Source organism: Sphaerisporangium dianthi (assembly GCF_042654065.1).
Lineage (GTDB): Bacteria > Actinomycetota > Actinomycetes > Streptosporangiales > Streptosporangiaceae > Sphaerisporangium > Sphaerisporangium dianthi.
Genome location: NZ_JBHSFP010000037.1, coordinates 1 through 15131, shown reverse-complemented (window position 1 = coordinate 15131; position 15131 = coordinate 1). Strand labels below are relative to the sequence as shown.

The 15131-nt window shown below is 72.6% G+C and carries 16 protein-coding genes; 6 read left to right on the top strand and 10 right to left on the bottom strand.

Annotation, left to right across the window (positions count from 1 at the left end):
- Positions 1–31: 31 nt before the first annotated feature.
- A complete protein-coding gene (locus ACFO60_RS34555) occupies positions 32–979 on the top strand; it encodes a hypothetical protein (RefSeq protein ID WP_380849408.1) in 948 nt (315 codons plus the stop codon).
- Here ACFO60_RS34555 and ACFO60_RS34550 read toward each other — a convergent pair.
- From ACFO60_RS34550 to ACFO60_RS34520, 7 genes are all read right to left on the bottom strand, one after another.
- Positions 924–2057, bottom strand: coding sequence for a nucleotide disphospho-sugar-binding domain-containing protein (locus ACFO60_RS34550; RefSeq protein WP_380849406.1), 1134 nt, complete (start codon positions 2055–2057; stop codon positions 924–926). The two genes, ACFO60_RS34555 and ACFO60_RS34550, sit on opposite strands and share 56 nt — an antisense overlap.
- Before the next feature lie 102 nt (positions 2058–2159).
- A complete protein-coding gene (locus tag ACFO60_RS34545) occupies positions 2160–2819 on the bottom strand; it encodes a 4'-phosphopantetheinyl transferase family protein (RefSeq protein WP_380849403.1) in 660 nt (219 codons plus the stop codon).
- 101 nt (positions 2820–2920) lie between these two features.
- Positions 2921–3241, bottom strand: a complete 321-nt coding sequence (locus ACFO60_RS34540) for a helix-turn-helix domain-containing protein (protein ID WP_380849400.1) — start codon at positions 3239–3241, stop codon at positions 2921–2923.
- A 37-nt stretch (positions 3242–3278) separates the two neighbouring features.
- Positions 3279–4829: an aromatic amino acid lyase gene (locus ACFO60_RS34535; protein ID WP_380849397.1), complete on the bottom strand. Its 1551-nt coding sequence runs from the start codon at positions 4827–4829 to the stop codon at positions 3279–3281.
- Positions 4826–5968 carry a class I adenylate-forming enzyme family protein gene (locus ACFO60_RS34530; RefSeq protein ID WP_380849394.1) on the bottom strand — a complete coding sequence of 381 codons (1143 nt, stop codon included), beginning with the start codon at positions 5966–5968 and terminating at the stop codon, positions 4826–4828. Before ACFO60_RS34530 ends, ACFO60_RS34535 begins: the two co-directional genes overlap by 4 nt.
- 14 nt (positions 5969–5982) lie before the next feature.
- Positions 5983–6216: an acyl carrier protein gene (locus tag ACFO60_RS34525; protein ID WP_380849391.1), complete on the bottom strand. Its 234-nt coding sequence runs from the start codon at positions 6214–6216 to the stop codon at positions 5983–5985.
- A 76-nt stretch (positions 6217–6292) separates the two neighbouring features.
- Positions 6293–7519 carry a beta-ketoacyl-[acyl-carrier-protein] synthase family protein gene (locus tag ACFO60_RS34520; RefSeq protein WP_380849388.1) on the bottom strand — a complete coding sequence of 409 codons (1227 nt, stop codon included), beginning with the start codon at positions 7517–7519 and terminating at the stop codon, positions 6293–6295.
- A 133-nt stretch (positions 7520–7652) separates the two neighbouring features.
- Between ACFO60_RS34520 and ACFO60_RS34515 the strand changes: the two genes are divergently transcribed.
- The 3 genes from ACFO60_RS34515 to ACFO60_RS34505 all read left to right on the top strand — a co-directional run bounded on the left by ACFO60_RS34515 (position 7653) and on the right by ACFO60_RS34505 (position 8994).
- Positions 7653–7778, top strand: a complete 126-nt coding sequence (locus tag ACFO60_RS34515; RefSeq protein ID WP_380849385.1) for a hypothetical protein — start codon at positions 7653–7655, stop codon at positions 7776–7778.
- A 43-nt stretch (positions 7779–7821) separates the two neighbouring features.
- The gene (locus ACFO60_RS34510) at positions 7822–7953 is read left to right on the top strand and encodes a hypothetical protein (RefSeq protein ID WP_380849382.1); all 132 of its coding nucleotides are present in this window, start codon (positions 7822–7824) and stop codon (positions 7951–7953) included.
- Positions 7954–8043: 90 nt separating this feature from the next.
- A complete protein-coding gene (locus ACFO60_RS34505) occupies positions 8044–8994 on the top strand; it encodes an aldo/keto reductase (protein ID WP_380849379.1) in 951 nt (316 codons plus the stop codon).
- Between the two features lie 61 nt (positions 8995–9055).
- Here ACFO60_RS34505 and ACFO60_RS34500 read toward each other — a convergent pair whose 3' ends face one another.
- Entirely contained in the window at positions 9056–10324 is a 1269-nt protein-coding gene (locus ACFO60_RS34500; protein WP_380849376.1) for an activator-dependent family glycosyltransferase, read from the bottom strand.
- A gap of 92 nt (positions 10325–10416) precedes the next feature.
- On the opposite strand from ACFO60_RS34500, the gene rfbA reads away from it, so the two are divergent.
- Positions 10417–11289 carry a glucose-1-phosphate thymidylyltransferase RfbA gene (gene rfbA / locus ACFO60_RS34495; RefSeq protein ID WP_380849373.1) on the top strand — a complete coding sequence of 291 codons (873 nt, stop codon included), beginning with the start codon at positions 10417–10419 and terminating at the stop codon, positions 11287–11289.
- A 16-nt stretch (positions 11290–11305) separates the two neighbouring features.
- Positions 11306–12286: a dTDP-glucose 4,6-dehydratase gene (rfbB, locus tag ACFO60_RS34490; protein ID WP_380849370.1), complete on the top strand. Its 981-nt coding sequence runs from the start codon at positions 11306–11308 to the stop codon at positions 12284–12286.
- Here rfbB and ACFO60_RS34485 read toward each other — a convergent pair whose 3' ends face one another.
- Positions 12287–13546: an activator-dependent family glycosyltransferase gene (locus ACFO60_RS34485; protein WP_380849367.1), complete on the bottom strand. Its 1260-nt coding sequence runs from the start codon at positions 13544–13546 to the stop codon at positions 12287–12289. It abuts the gene before it with no gap.
- Positions 13547–13688: 142 nt separating this feature from the next.
- Positions 13689–14954, bottom strand: coding sequence for an activator-dependent family glycosyltransferase (locus ACFO60_RS34480; protein ID WP_380849364.1), 1266 nt, complete (start codon positions 14952–14954; stop codon positions 13689–13691).
- Positions 14955–15131 lie beyond the last annotated feature (177 nt).

The following is a 15131-nucleotide window of genomic DNA, read 5'->3' as shown; positions in this document are numbered from 1 at the left end:
CACGCGCCTGGGGCTAATCGTCGTCGTCGGGTTGCCCATCGCGATGTTCGCCATCACCGCCGTGACGCCCTTCGCTCTCTTCGAGCGGCTTCCCGATCCGGTCGCGGTCCATTTCACCGACGGCGAGCCGGACGCTTCGGCGCCGCTCCAGCCGACCGTGCTGGAGATGCTCCTTCTCGGGGCGATCGCCTGGCTTGTCATGGCCGCCATCGCCTGGCTGCGCCCGGCGGGGTCCATCGGCTACCGGCTGGCGGCGGGCGCGGCGGTAGGGGTGACGGTGACGATCTGCCTCACCGTCCTGCTCGGCCTGGTGGCCGCCAACCTGGACGCGGTCACCTGGCGGCAGGCCTCGACGACCACGGCCGCGCAGGCCGTCACACTGCTGAGCGGAGCGGCGGGCTTCCTGCTCGCGGCGGTCGTCGTGCATCCGCGCCGGCGTCCCCGGCAGGACCCGCAGGCGCCGCCGGACTGGATGCGCGCCGACCCGCCTCCGGCCTCCGACGAGCGCACGGTCTGGATGGGAAGGTCGCGGAACGTCCCGCTGGTCCGCAAGACGTGGGGGGCCAGCATCCTGATGATCGGGCTCTCCGTGCTCGGCATGGAGTGGATGCTGATCCCCGCTCTCGTGTCGTTCGCCACGCTCCATCTGTGGGGCGGGGTCATCGCCGTCTTCGACGGGACGCAACTCGTCGTGCGGGGATATCTGCCCCTCAGTCCTCTGCGCCGCCTGCCGCTCGGCCGCATCGAGACCGCCGAGGCGATGCGCGTGGATCCCCGCAACTGGGGCGGCTGGGGCTGGCGCCTGCGCAGCGTGCGGAGCCACGCCATCGTGGTCAGGGAGGGCGAGGCGCTGCTGGTGGCGCTGCGGGACGGCGGAGAGCTCATCGTCACCGTCAACGACGCGGCCACCGGCGCGGAGGAGATCAGGAAGGCGCTGCGCGGCGAGACTCATCAGCTCGTCCCTCCGTCAGGAGGCTGACCACCTCGGCGGGAGCGGGCGACGTCGCCATGAGCTCCGCCAGCGACGCCGCCGCCGAACCGTGGCCGACGACGTGCAGCAGTGCCTCGCACGCCTTGGCCACCGCGTCGGGCGCGGCCTCGCCGGGCATCAGCGCGATGCCCGCGCCCGATTTCGCCACCATCTCGGCGTTGTCGAACTGGTCGTCCACATGGGGCAGCGCCAACTGGGGACAGCCGGCGAGCATGGCCGTCAGCGCCGTGCCCTGCCCGCCGTGGTGGATCACCGCGTCGCACGCCGACAGCACCTCGCCCAGCGGGAGCCTGCCCACGTGCGTCACATGGCCGGGCAGCGGCGGCCAGCCCGCCGCCACGTCCTCGTCCACGGCGACCACCACCTCGACGCCCAGGGGCCCGAGGCTCTCGATCATCGCGGTGACCAGGTCAGGCGCCGCGTGCCCGAACCGGGGCAGCACCGTGCCCAGCGTCAGGCAGACGCGCGGCCGTTCGCGCGGCAGGAACACCCACGGCGGCACGGGCACGTCCCCGTTGTGCGGAACGTGCCTGATGCCGTGGTGGCCGGCCGCGTGCGGCAGCCTCAGGTGGGCGGGCCAGGGGTCCAGCACGGCCACGGGGGCGGGCAGGCCGGCCATCTCGGGCCCGAGCGCCTCGGCCGCGGCCCGCGCGAGCTCGCGCAGGTCGGAGACCGACCAGTGGTACTGCACCCAGGGGATGTCGTGCTCCGCGGCCGCCAGCGGCCCGGCGAACTCGGCCCGCTCGCTGACGACCAGGTCGGGCCGCCAGCGGCGCACCACGTCGCGGACGCCGTCCCGGCCGGCCGCCGCCAGAGCGCCGAACGCCCTCCCGTGCGCCCTGCGCTGCTGCTCCGGCGTGCCGGACATGACCTCCGCCAGCTGATCGCGGAAGCGCTCGTCCGACGCGCAGGGCACGGCGGGCAGGCCGGTCCTCAGCACGGTGGGCAGGAACGACCCGGTCGTGGCCACCAGGACCTCGTGCCCGGCGGCGCGGAAGGCCCAGGCGAGCGGCACCAGAGGAAGGAAGTGACCGGCCAGGGGAACCGAGGTGAACAGCACGCGCATGTCAGCTCCCGCCGTCGTCGGTCACGCCGCGGGTCACGCCGTCGGCGGTCGTGCCGCACGTCACGCCGTCGGCGGTCGTGCCGCACGTCACGCCATCGACGGTCACGGCGTCCACCCGCCCCGCGCCAGCAGCGGCCCTGCGTCGCGTTCGACCACCTCCGGCCGCGGCAGGCCCACCACGGCCAGGTGGGCCACGTAGCCCTCGCCGCCGCGCAGCGCCCGCATGCCCGTGCGGCCGACCACGCCCGGGTGGCCGGGCCAGGCGATCAGGGCCGCCGGCGCCGAGGGCGGCGACACGGTGATCGCCGACAGCGGCGTGCGCAAACCCTCTCCCGTCGCCTTGACCAGAGCCTCCTTGCGCGTCCAGTACGTCTTCAAGGCCGGCCGCCGGTCATGGTGCGGCAGGCGCGTCCAATCGTCCAGTTCGGCCTCCGAGAGGATGCGGCGGGCGAGGGTTCCAGGGTCCTTGCTCATCGTCAAAATTTCAACGTCCACGCCGACTTCGGCATGCCGGGCGACGGCGAGCACGACCCGCTCGCCGCTGTGCGACAGGGACGTCCGCAGCTCCGGAGCCGCCGGCAGCCGCGGCCTGCCGTGCTGCAGCCCGCAACGATCGCAGGAGCGGTCCACCTCGACCGCGCGCGGCGATCCGCCCAGGTAGCCCGCGACCACCAGGCGGATCAGCGCGGCGCCCACCGTGAAGCGGTCGCGGTCGGACCGCCTCCGCGTTCCCCGCAGCCGCTCTGCCTCGGCGGCGCTCATGAGGGCGCCCGGCCACCGGGAAGGGCCGGTGGCGGGCGCCCACCACACGTGCACCTCTCGGCCCTCGGGTGCGCGGATCGTGCGCCCGCGCGGCGGAGGCGTCAGTTCCCGCTCCCGTCCTCGCCCGGCCGCCCGCCGGCCTCGAGCTCGTCGTGGCGCATCTTGTACCCGTAGGACGCCAGGCGGGCGTGCAGCACCGAGTCGAAGCCGAGCTTGTCGACGATGGCCGACAGGTGCGCCCGGATCGTCCGCTCGCTCACGTAGAGCAGGTCCGCCATCCGCCGGTAGGGCCAGCCGTCGGCCAGCAGCAGGAAGACCTCGTGTTCGCGGGGCGTGAGCCGTTCGACCTGGTCGAGGGACAACCTCCAGCATCCATATCCGATCACGTCCGCCGTCGCGTGCGCGTGGGCGACTTCGACCACGTGGTTCTCCTTCGACATCCCCGTGTTGGAAAGTGGTTCACCGGTCGCTGATCGAGGCGTGGCCCGGCAGGCCGGCGCCCTCGCCGCGCAGCCGGCCCGCGACGTGTTCGTCGACGAGCGCGGCCGCCCGTCGCACCTCGGCGGCCAGGGGGCGGTCGGCGCCGAGGGGCGGGGAGACCCGTGACAGCTCCGCCCACAGTCCCGCTTCGCCGTCCGCGCGCCCGGTGAGTGCGGCGAGCTGGGTGACGCCGACGGCCAGCGAGCCGACGACGTGCCATGCCAGCTCCACCGCCTCGGAGACCGCGTTGGCCCCGTTGAGCGCCATCGGCACGTGGTCCTGGTTGCCCCCGTTAGTGGGGAGGGCGGTCAGCGACGACGGGTAGACCAGCTGGCGGATGCGGGAGACGAACGACGTCGCGCTGATCTGCACGCCGGCCAGCCCGCTGCCCGCCCCGGGCCGGGGCGTCAGCATCGGCGGCAGGCCGCCGTTGGTCGGCGGCGCGCACACCAGGGCGAGCTGCCGCTCCGCCAGGAAGGCGACCTGCTGCAGGCACAGCCCGATCTGGTCGGAGCTCAGCCCGACGGGCATGGCGTGGAAGTTGCCGCCGTGCAGCAGCTCCCCCTCGTAGCAGATCGGGTTGTCGGTGCATCCGGTGGCCTCGCGCAGCAGGACCGCCTCGGCCGCGTCGAGCTGGTCGAGCACGGCGCCGGCGATCTGGGGGACGCAGCGCACGCTGTAGGGCTCCTGGAGGGGCCGGTCGGGGTCGCGGACGGCTCCCTCTGGCAGGTCCTGCCTGATCCACTCGGCGACGCGCAGCTGCCCGAGCTGCCCGCGCACGACGCCGATGCCGGCGGCATAGGCCTCGTGCGTGGCGCCCAGCAGGTCCACGATGCGCGCCGTGAGCATGGCCACGGCCCGGTTGAGCCGCACCACGTGCTGGTGGTTGCGAATCGCGACGGCCAGCCCGACGCTGCCGCCGTTGACGAAGGCCAGCGCCTCACGGGCGGGCCACTCGATCGCCTTCCCGCCCGCGGCGCGCAGCGCGGTGGCCGCCGGCACCAGCTCCCACCGGCCGTCCGCCGTGCGCGACCACGCCTCGCCGGTTCCCGCGTGGCACAGCGCGGCGTGGGCGAGGGGCTGCAGGTCGCCGCTGGCGCTCACCGTGCCGTCCCGCGGGATGGCCGGGGTGAAGCCGCGGTTCCACAGATCGGCCAGGACCTGCCAGAACTCGGGCGAGACGGCGGAGTATCCCTGCCGCATGCTCATCAGCCTGAGCCACACGACCAGCCGGCAGACGTCGGGGTCCAGCGGCCGTCCCTGCCCGGAGGCCAGGTGCGAGATGAGGCCCTTTCCCTGGGCGAACTCCGACTCGTCGGCCTCGTACACGACGAAGGGGCCGAACCCCCGCGTCACCCCGTAGACGGGCGCCTCCGCGGCGAGCGCCTTGGCGAGCGTGGCGGCCCCCTCGCGCATGCGCGCGGCGTCGCCCGCGTCGCACGGCGGGAGCACGGCGTCAAAGGCGGCGGCGTCGAGCACGGCGGCCAGGGAGTCCGGCGGCGCCAGGCGGGCGCTGTCGAGGGCGGTCATCGGGCCGCCCCCGCGCCGATCGACGGGGCCTGCCGTTTCCGGAGCAGCTTGCCCGACTCCGACCGGTCGATCTGGTCGACGACGTGGACGCGGTAAGGACGCACGCCCAGCGACGTGATCGCCGTGCGGACGGAGTCCTCGGTCAGCGCGAGGCCGGGCTTGGACACCACGAGCATCTCCACGTGCTCCCCGGACATCTCATGGGCCACGGGGAGGAACGCCATGTCCTGGCAGTCGAGCAGGGAGCGGGCCCGCAGTTCCAGCTCGTCGAGGTTGACCCTGCGGCCGTTGAGGTTGACCAGCCTGCCGCGCCTGCCGGAGAAGACGAACCCTCGCTCGCCGGAGCGGACCACGTAGTCGTCCATCTCCCAGGACTCCAGTTGCCTGCCGTCCGGACCGAAGGCCAGCCGCGGGCCGCTCACCGTCAGCGGGTGCTCGTCCGGCGACGAATGCCGCGCGGGGTCCCACGCGAAGCGCACGTCGGGGAACAGCTCCCATCGCGGGTCGCCCGGCTGCCACCGGCGGTAGGCCACTCCCCCGGTCTCGGTCGAGCCGAACACCTCGACGAGGCTCACGCGCTGCGGCCCCGCCTCGCCGATGAGCCTCTCGGCGGTCTCGGGCAGCATCGCCGTGCTGTGCAGGACCGACAGCCGCTCGGCGGAGGCCACCCAGTCCGCGTTGCGCCGCAGGATCGAGAAGGTCCAGGGCACGGCCACGACCGCCCAGCGGCGCGGCCCGGTGGGCGGCATCGCGCCGAAGTACTGCGGCCGGTACCACATGGGGACCCGCAGCCGGGCGGCGAGCATCACGGTCGCCAGAGCGCCGTACAGGTGGCGGGGCGGCGCGAACGACAGCACCGCCTGCGGGCGCTCGGGGGCCAGCAGGTCGGCGAGCATGCCCGCCTCGTTCCACATCTGCTCCCTGGTGCGGCGCCAGACGCGGCTCTCACCGGTGCTGCCCGACGTGGGGAAGCCGGCCGTGACCGGCAGCAGGTTCAGCATGAGCCGCGAGATGTCGGTCCCGGCCATGACCGGGGCCCCGGCCTCGTCCCAGCGGACCGTCCACGGACGCTCGGTGATCTTCGGGTGGTCCAGCCCCATTTCGAGCAGCTCAGCAGGCGTGAGTTCGGTGAACGACACGTGGCCCTCCAGCCTCAGAAAAGATCAAGGAGGTCCATGACGGTCTTCACGTCCGCCAGCGACTCCTCGGGGACAGCGATATTCAGCCGTTCTTCCAGCACGTACATAACCTCGACGAGAGCCAGCGAATCAAGCCCGAGGTCCTCGACGAGAAGACTTTCCCGCCTAATGGCGGCCGTCGGCACACCGGCCACCTCATGAACCGTACGCGCCAAAATCTCGAAGCTTTTCTGATCGGTCTCGGGCACCGGCCCCACCCTTTCTGCCGCGGCGTGTCCACGCCATTCGAAACGACTACGGCCTCGCTCGCCCATTTGTCAACGATCAGCCGCGCCTGCCCACGAGCACGGCATTGTGCCCGCCAAAACCGAATGAATTGCTGATTGCGAGGTCCACCCGCCGTTCCTGTGCGCGGTGGGCGACGAAGTCCATCGCGGGGTCCTCGGGGTCGTCGCAGTTGGCCGTCGGCGGCAGCATGCCGGTGCGGACGGCCTCCAGCATCGCCATGGCCTCCACCGCGCCGGCCGCGGCGAGCATGTGGCCCGTCACGCTCTTGGTCGAGCTCACGGGAAGGGCGGCGGCCCGTTCCCCGAACACGCCGCGGACGACCGCGAGCTCGGTGGCGTCGTTCTGCCGGGTGCTGGTGCCGTGCGCGTTGACGTAGCCCACATCCCGCGCGTCCGCCCGCGCGTCGGCGAGCGCGGCGCGCACGGCGCGCTGTGCCATGACGCCTTCGGGATGCGGCGCGGTCAGATGGTGCGCGTCGGTCGTGGCGCCGTATCCGGCCAGCTCACCGAAGACCTCGGCGCCGCGGGCGGCGGCGTGCTCAGCGCTCTCCAGCACGACGATGCCCGCACCGGCGCTCATCACGAAGCCGTCCCGCCCTCTGTCGAACGGCCTGCTGGCCGCCTCAGGCCGGTCGTTGCGCCGGGACAGCGCCCTTGCGCGGGCGGCCACCGCCAGGTCGAAGGCCGTGAGCGTGTCGTCGGCCCCGCCGGCCAGCACGACGTCGGCGGCGCCCTCCCTGATCAGCCTCATGCCCTCGCCGATGCAGGTGGCGCCGGTCGCGCAGGCCGTCGCCACCGTGCTCACCGGCCCCTGGGCGCCGGCGTACAGCGCCACCTCGGCGGCGAGGCCGACGATGCCGGTGGCCGCGAAGGTGTACGGGCTCAGGCCGCTGACGCCCTTGCGCGCGAACGCGCTCTGCGCGGCGGCGATCCCCCGGCCGTGCCCTCCGACCGAGCCGACGACCACCGCCGCGCGCGGGCCGAGCCCCGCCTGCGGCAGCCCGGCCTCCCGGAGGGCGGCGGCGGCCGCCGCCAGGGCCAGATGCACGGTCCTGTCCGTGCGGCGGACCAGCGGCGCGGGGAGGTGTTCTTCGGCGTCGAATCCGTCGATCTGCCCGCCGATCCGCACGGGAAGCCCGGTCAACTCGATTCCGGAAAGCTCACGAATGCCGCTGCGGCCGGCCAGCATGCCGTTCCACGTCTCCGCCCAGCTCAGGCCGACCGGCGATATGGCGCCGCGCCCCGTGACCACTACTTTCCGCATTGAACCCGCCCCTCCTTGAATGACGTCTCCGTCCCGCCGGCGGGACATCCGCACCGGATATCGAAAAGCGGGCGGGTTGTCATCGCCGATTATCGACATTACCCTCCATCGCGAACCTGAAAGGGGGTGAAAAATGCGTAATATCGCTCTTCAGCAGAACTCCTGGGACCTCGACGAGAACGAGTCCCACGCCGCGCGTCTCGATTCCTCCGACGCCGTCGAAGCCGCCGAGATCAGCTACGGCTACGCCCGGATCTGACACAGAGCCGCGTTCGATCCGAGCGTGCGAAGGAGGTGACAAGATGCGAGACCTGACCATCAGCGGCAGCTCATGGACGGTCGACGAGTCCGGCAACGCGATCGACGCCGGCCGTCGTGAGTCGTCCGACGCCGTGGAAGCCGCCACCATCGACTACGGCTACGCGCGGATCTAGTTCTCGGGGTGCACGGGGATCCGTCGCCCTCATCGGACGGCCGCCGTGCACCCCTCCCCATGCTCGTGACCAGCCCGCGGGGGAGACACCATGCGCACCACCGTTCTGCCCGACGGCCTCGAAGTCGGCTCCATCGGACTCGGGTGCATGTCCATGTCGCACGCCTACACACCGCTCGAGCGCGACGACGCCGAGTCCGCCCGGGTGCTCAACCGCGCGGCCGACCTCGGAGTGACCCTGTTCGACACCGCCGACGTCTACGGGCCCCGCACGAACGAGGAGCTGATCGGCCGGGCGCTGCGCGCGCGGCGCGACGAGGTCGTCCTCGCCACCAAGTGCGGCCTGGTCTCCGGCCCCGGTGGCGTCCTGAGCAGGAACGGCCGGCCGGAGTACGTCCGCGCCGCCTGCGAGGCCTCGCTCGCCCGGCTGGACACCGACCGCGTCGACCTCCTCCAGCTCCACCGCGTGGACCCGGCCGTCCCCCTGGAGGAGACCTGGGGGGCGATGGCCAAGCTGGTCACCGACGGCAAGGCCCTGCGGCTCGGCATCTCGCACGCGAGCGTCGAGGAGCTCGACCGGGCCCACGCCGTCCACCCCGTCGCCGCCGTCCAGTACGAACTGTCGATCTGGGCGGACTACACGCTGCACGACGTGCTGCCCTGGTGCCGGGCGCACGGGGTGGCCTTCCTCGCCTTCTCGCCGATCGGCAGGGGCTACCTGAGCGGCAGGCTCGCCGCGACCGCGTTCGGCGCCGACGACTCCCGTTCACGCGACCCGCGCTTCACGGTCGAGGCGATGGCCGCGAACGCCGATATCGCCCGGGCCGTGCGCGCCGTCGCCGACCGGCGCGGCGCCACCCCGGCCCAGGTGGCCATCGCCTGGGTGCTGGCGCAGGGGCCCGAGGTGATCCCGATCCCCGGGACGAAGAAGATGCGCTGGCTGGAGGAGAACGCGGCGGCGGCCGAGGTCGAGCTCGACGCCGAGGACCTGCGGGAACTGGCGGCGGTCCCCGCCCCGGTCGGCCACCGCCGCTGGAGCTGACGTCCCGCCGGCGAGACACTCCGGCTCGCGCCCGGCCCCCGCCCGCGCGGGCCGGGCGTTCTCACGCCAGGTGCTCGGCGGCGAGCCGCACCACCTCGGCGGCCACCGCGCGCGGGGTGGGCATCGACAGCATCTCGTCGCGCAGCCCCGCCGCCCCTTCCCGGAACGACGCCTCGCCGAGCAGCCGCGTCACCCGCTCACGCACCGCCGCCGCGTCCGCCCGCTCCGGCGGGAGACACAGCCCGGCCCCCTGGGCGGCGAGCAGCCGTCCCCGCACGGGCGCGTCGAACTGCTGGGCCAGCGTCAGCTGCGGGACCCCGTGCAGCGCGGTGGTGTTCATGGTGCCCCAGCCCCCGTGGTGGACGACCGCCGCCGCAGAGCCGGCGAGCGCGTACAGCGGGGCGCGCGGCACGACCGTGGCGTTGGCCGGCACCGCCCCGAGCCGGTCGCGCTCGGCGTCCGGCACCGTGGCCACGACCTCCACCTCGAGGTCGGCCAGCGCGTCCAGCGCCTCCCGCACCGAGATCGGCGAGCCGCCGAGGCGTTCGGCGTTCATGGTGCCCAGCGTCACGCAGACGCGCGGCCGCGCGGGAGGCTCCCACAGCCAGCGCGGCACCACGGCGACGCCGTTGTAGGGCGTGTACCGCATCGGCACGTACCGCAGATCCGTGCGCACGCGCATGGAGGCGGGCAGCTGCTCGACCGTGAAGTGGCCGGTGACCATCTCCTCGCCGAACGGGACACCCACCTTGGCGGCGCGGGCGCCCAGCCACTCGGCCAGCGGGTCGCTCCGCTCGGCGGGCGGCCGGAGGCCGGAGAGCCGCAGGAACTGCTCGCGGGCCGCGCCGTACAGGTCCAGGCTGCAGGTGACGCGGGCGTGAGCGGCCCCGACCGCCGCCGCGGCGAGCGCGCCCGCGAACGTGGCCGCCTCCCAGATCACCAGCTGCGGCCGCCAGGCCCTGGCGAAGGCGACGAGCCCGTCCACCATGGGGTCGTTCGTCAGCCGCCACCACCACCGCACCACCTGTTCGTACCCGGAGCGGAACGCGGCGTAGGTGCGTTCCTCCTCGGGCAGGTCCAGCAGGCCGAACGGCGGGAAAACCTGCGAGCGCGCCATTTCCTCGGCCTGCGGATACAACCGCAGAACGCGCCACAGATTGTTTTCACCCCCCACCGGCACCGCGGTGAGGCCGGCGCCTGAAATAGCGTCCTTCAATGACGCCTGGCCGGCCACGCGGACGTCGTGACCGGCGGCGGCCAGCGCCCAGGCGAGTGGCACCATGCTGTAGAAATGCGTGCGCTCCGCATAACTGGCGAACAATATCCGCACAACGCCTCCCGAAGTTTCCCGGTCATTGAGAGGGAGCCGGCACACACGTACGATAAGGCATATCCAATTCAGGTCGATCGACTGGCGGCGCCGTGAAGGGAATTATTCTGGCCGGGGGCAGCGGAACCCGTTTGCACCCACTCACGCTGGCCACGTCCAAGCAGCTTCTACCGATATACGACAAGCCGATGATCTACTATCCGCTGGCCACGCTGATGCTGGCCGGCGTCCGCGACATCCTGATCATCTCCACCCCCGAGTCGCTTCCCGACATCCAGCGGCTGTTCGGCGACGGCTCGCGGCTCGGCCTGTCGCTCAGCTACCGGGTGCAGACCGAGCCCCGCGGCATCGCGGACGCCTACATCCTCGGCGCCTCCCACGTGGCAGGACAGCGGTCGGCGCTCATCTTGGGCGACAACTTCTTCCACGGCTCGGGGTTTCGCAGGCTGCTGCGGGCCGGCTGGGAGATCCTGGACGGCTGCACGCTGTTCAGCTATCCCGTCACCGACCCCGAGCGGTACGCCGTCGGCGATCTGGACGAGCGCGGAAACCTCGTATCCATCGAGGAGAAACCGGCGCGCCCGGTCTCCAACAACGCGATAACCGGCCTCTACCTTTACGACGCCGACGTCGTGGAAATCGCCAGGGACCTGCAGCCGTCCGCGCGCGGCGAGCTGGAGATAACCGACGTCAACCAGGTGTACCTGAAAGAGGGCAGGGCCAAGGTCATCGAGCTGGGCCGCGGTTTCACGTGGCTGGACGCCGGGACGCACCAGGCGCTTCTCGACGCCGGTGAATACGTCCGCATGCTGGAAAGCAGGCAGGGCGTCAGAGTGGCGTGCGTCGAAGAGATAGCGCTGCGCATGAATCTCATCGACGCGGAGTCCTGCCACCGGCTGGGGGCCGAGATGAACAATTCCGAATACGGCAGGTACGTCATGAGCATCGCCGGCTCGTTCGTGTGAGGAAAAAGGTGGCGGCATGCGCATTCTGATCACCGGCGGCGCCGGGTTCATCGGGTCCAACTTCGTCCGCCGGCTGCTGCTCGGCGCCTACCCCTGGTTCGGCCGGTTCGAGGTCGTCGTCCTCGACAAGCTGACCTACGCCGGCAACCTGGCCAACCTGGCGCCGGTCATCGACGATCCCCGGCTCGACTTCGTGCGGGGCGACCTGTGCGACACCGGGCTGGTGGACAAGGTGATGCGGGGGGTGAACACGGTCGTCCACTTCGCGGCCGAGTCGCACGTGGACCGCTCGATCGACGGCGGCCTCGCGTTCGTCACCACCAACATCGTCGGCGGTTACGTCCTGTTCGACGCCGCGCGCCGCCACGGGGCGGACGCGTGCGTGGCCGTCTCCACCGACGAGGTCTACGGCTCGATCGACTCGGGCTCCTGGCCGGAGGACCACCCCCTCGATCCCACCTCGCCGTACTCGGCCTCCAAGGCGTCGAGCGATCTGCTCGCCCTCTCTCTGCACCGCACCCACGGCGCTCCGGTGACCATCGTGAGGTCCTCGAACAACTACGGCCCCTACCAGTACCCCGAGAAGGTCATCCCGCTGTTCGTCACCAACCTGCTGGACGGCAGGAAGGTGCCGCTGTACGGGGACGGCGGCAACGTCAGAGAGTGGACGCACGTCGACGACCACTGCAGGGGCATCGCGCTGGCCGCGCACAAGGGGCGGGCCGGCGAGGTCTACAACATCGGCAGCGGCCACACCCTGAGCAACCTGGAGCTGACCGACGCCCTGCTGCGGCTCACGGGCAACGACCGGTCGATGGTGGAACCGGTAGCGGACCGCAAGGGCCACGACCGGCGCTACTCGGTCGACTTCGGCAAGATCACGGCCGAACTGGGATACCGGCCGGAGATCCCCTTCGCCGACGGGCTGGCCGGCACCGTCCAGTGGTACGCGGAGAACCGGGCATGGTGGGAGCCGCTGCGGCGGGCGACCGTGTGATCACAGCTCCGCAAGCCGGGCGGCCACCTCGGCGGGGGACGGCATGGCGAGCATCTCCTCGCGCAGTCCCGCCGCCCCCTCGCGGAAGGAGGGATCGGCCAGCAGCCGTCCGACCGCCCGGCGCAGCACGTCGCCGTCGAGTTCGCCCGGGTCCAGCACGAGCCCGGCGCCCTGGGCGGCGACGCCGCGCGCCAGCAGCGGCCCGTCGAACTCCCGCTGCGCGATCGCGAGCTGCGGCACCCCGCTGTGTGCCGTGGTGCACACCGTGCCCCATCCGGCGTGGTGGACGACCGCGTCGCTGGCGGTGGCCAGGGCGTGCAGCGGCACATATCCCGTGACGCGCACGTTGTCCGGCAGCGGCCGCCGCGAAGCGTCCCGGCCGGCCCCGGGCAGCGTCGCGACGATCTCGGCGTCGAGGTCCGCGAGCGCCGACAGCAGCTCGCTTATGGGCAACAATGAGCCGCCGTACAGCTCGCCGTCGGTGACGCCCAGCGTGAGGCACACGCGCGGGCGCTCGGGCCGGTCCCACAGCCAGCGCGGGACGACGGCCGTGCCGTTGTAGGGGACGTACCGCATCGGCAGGCTGTCAGGCCCGCCGGCGAGGCGCATCGAGGGCGGCAGCTGGTCGATGGTGACCCGGCCGGAGAGCATCTCCTCACCGAAGGCGCCGCCGTACCGCCGGGCCCACCGGTCCAGCAGCTCGGCGAGCGCGTCCCTGCGGTCCCCCGCCGGGCGCGCGTCCCTCAACCGGACGAAGCGGTCGCGCAGGTGGCCGAACAGGTCGACGCTCCACAGCAGCCGCGCGTGTGCGGCCCCCACGACCGACGCGGCCACCGGCGCCGCGAGCGTGATGGGCTCCCAGACCACCAGGTCGGGCCGCCACGCCCGGCAGAAGTCCACCAGCTCGGCGAGCATCGGCTCGTTGACCAGCCGGAACAGCCAGGGCACGGCGAAACCCTCGTACCCGGCCGTCAGCGCCTCCCAGGTGACGGCCTCCGTGGGGCCCTGGGCGAGGTCGAACGGCGGCATGCCCATGGTCCTGAGCCGGCCGGCGATCTCGGGGCGGAACTCCAGCATGCGGGAGACGGCGTGGTCGCGGCCGACGGGCACGGCGGTCAGCCCGGTGCCGGTGATGGCCCCGGCGAGCGCCGGCTGGCTCGCCACCCGCACCTGGTGCCCGGCCGCCACCAGCGCCTGCCCGAGCGGCACCATCGCCGTGAAATGCGACCGCGCCGCATAGGCGGCCAGCAGCACCCGCATGACCTCAGCTCCGATGCTCGACGGCCGGCACTACCCGCATGGCGTCTGCCACGGTGACCGGCGGGAACGGCAAGGGATCGGCTCCGGTGACCGGCGGGCATGGCACGGGATCGGCTTCGTACCTGGCGGGGTTCGCATGACCTCAGCTCCGATGCTCGGCGGCCAGTTGCTCGAGAGCGGGGACCACCTCGGCCGGGGCCGGCATCGCCAGCATCCGCTCACGCAACCGCGCCGCACCCCGCCCGAACCCCGGATCCTCCAGCAACCGCACCACCCCCTCGGCCACACCCACCCCGCTCACCCGCCCCTCCTCCAACGCCAAAGCCCCACCCTGCGCCACCAGCCGCCGCGCCAACGGCGGACCATCGAACTGCTCCGCCAACACCAACTGCGGCACCCCGTTCACCCCCGACGTACACGCCGACCCCCACCCACCGTGATGCACCACCACCGCACACGTCCCCGCCAGCACATGCAACGGCACGAAATCCACCACCCGCACATTCCCCGGCACCCGCCACCCACCCGACCCCGCACCCGGCACCGCCGCCACCACCTCCACATCCAGACCCGACAGCGCCGTCACCAGTTCCTCGATGTCGAGCCGGTAGCCGCCGAACACCTGCGTGGCGCTGGTGCCGAGGGTCAGGCAGACACGGGGGCGGCCGGGCGGTTCCCGCAGCCAGCGCGGGACGACGGCGGCGCCGTTGTAGGGCACGTACCGCATCGGCAGGCAGCGCAGCTCCGTGGGCAGCCGCACCTCGGCGGGCAGCTGGTCGATCGTCACATGCCCGCACGTCATCACCTCGTCGAACGCCACCCCGTACCGCCCCGCCCACCGCCCCAGCCACTCGGCCAGCAGGTCACGCCGCTTCCCCTCCGCACGCTCGTCCCGCAACCGCACGAAGTGCTCGCGCATGGCGCCGAACAGGTCCATGCTCCACGGCAGCCGGGCGTGGGCGGCGCCGACGACCGTCGCCGCCAGCGGCGCGGCGAAGGTCGTCGGCTCCCAGAGCACAAGGTCGGGCCGCCACGCCCGGCAGAACTCCACCAGCTCGTCGATCATCGATTCGCTCGCCACCCTGAACCACCAGGGGACGACCTTGGCGTATCCCGACGACACCGCCTCCCAGGTGACCTCCTCCAGCGGCCGGTCCACCAGGTCGAACGGCGGCAGGTTCGCCGCTCCGGCCAGGACGGCCAGTTCGGGCCGGGCCCGCAGGATCCGCGCGGCGTCGTGGTCGCGGCCGACGGTCACGGCGGTCAGCCCGGTGCCGGTGATGGCCCCGGCGAGCGCCGGCTGGCTCGCCACCCGCACCTCGTGCCCGGCCGCCACCAGCGCCTGCCCGAGCGGCACCATCGCCCGGAAGTGCGACCGTTCCGCGTAGGTGGCCAGCAGCACCCGCATGACCTCAGCTCCGATGCTCGGCGTACGTGGCCGGAAGTACCCGCATGTCTTCAGCTCCGATGCTCGGCGGCCAGTTGCTCGAGAGCGGGGACCACCTCGGCCGGGGCCGGCATCGCCAGCATCCGCTCACGCAACCGCGCCGCACCCCGCCCGAACCCCGGATCCTCCAGCAACCGC

What these genes read in the sequence shown, in the direction of transcription:
- ACFO60_RS34550 (WP_380849406.1), bottom strand. Translation starts at nt 2,057, where the DNA reads ATGCGCGTGCTGTTCACCTCGGTTCCCCTGGCCGGTCACTTCCTTCCT.
- ACFO60_RS34545 (WP_380849403.1), bottom strand. Translation starts at nt 2,819, where the DNA reads ATGAGCGCCGCCGAGGCAGAGCGGCTGCGGGGAACGCGGAGGCGGTCC.
- ACFO60_RS34535 (WP_380849397.1), bottom strand. Translation starts at nt 4,829, where the DNA reads ATGACCGCCCTCGACAGCGCCCGCCTGGCGCCGCCGGACTCCCTGGCC.
- ACFO60_RS34520 (WP_380849388.1), bottom strand. Translation starts at nt 7,519, where the DNA reads ATGCGGAAAGTAGTGGTCACGGGGCGCGGCGCCATATCGCCGGTCGGC.
- ACFO60_RS34515 (WP_380849385.1), top strand. Translation starts at nt 7,653, where the DNA reads ATGCGTAATATCGCTCTTCAGCAGAACTCCTGGGACCTCGACGAGAAC.
- ACFO60_RS34510 (WP_380849382.1), top strand. Translation starts at nt 7,822, where the DNA reads ATGCGAGACCTGACCATCAGCGGCAGCTCATGGACGGTCGACGAGTCC.
- ACFO60_RS34505 (WP_380849379.1), top strand. Translation starts at nt 8,044, where the DNA reads ATGCGCACCACCGTTCTGCCCGACGGCCTCGAAGTCGGCTCCATCGGA.
- rfbB (WP_380849370.1), top strand. Translation starts at nt 11,306, where the DNA reads ATGCGCATTCTGATCACCGGCGGCGCCGGGTTCATCGGGTCCAACTTC.
- ACFO60_RS34485 (WP_380849367.1), bottom strand. Translation starts at nt 13,546, where the DNA reads ATGCGGGTGCTGCTGGCCGCCTATGCGGCGCGGTCGCATTTCACGGCG.
- ACFO60_RS34480 (WP_380849364.1), bottom strand. Translation starts at nt 14,954, where the DNA reads ATGCGGGTGCTGCTGGCCACCTACGCGGAACGGTCGCACTTCCGGGCG.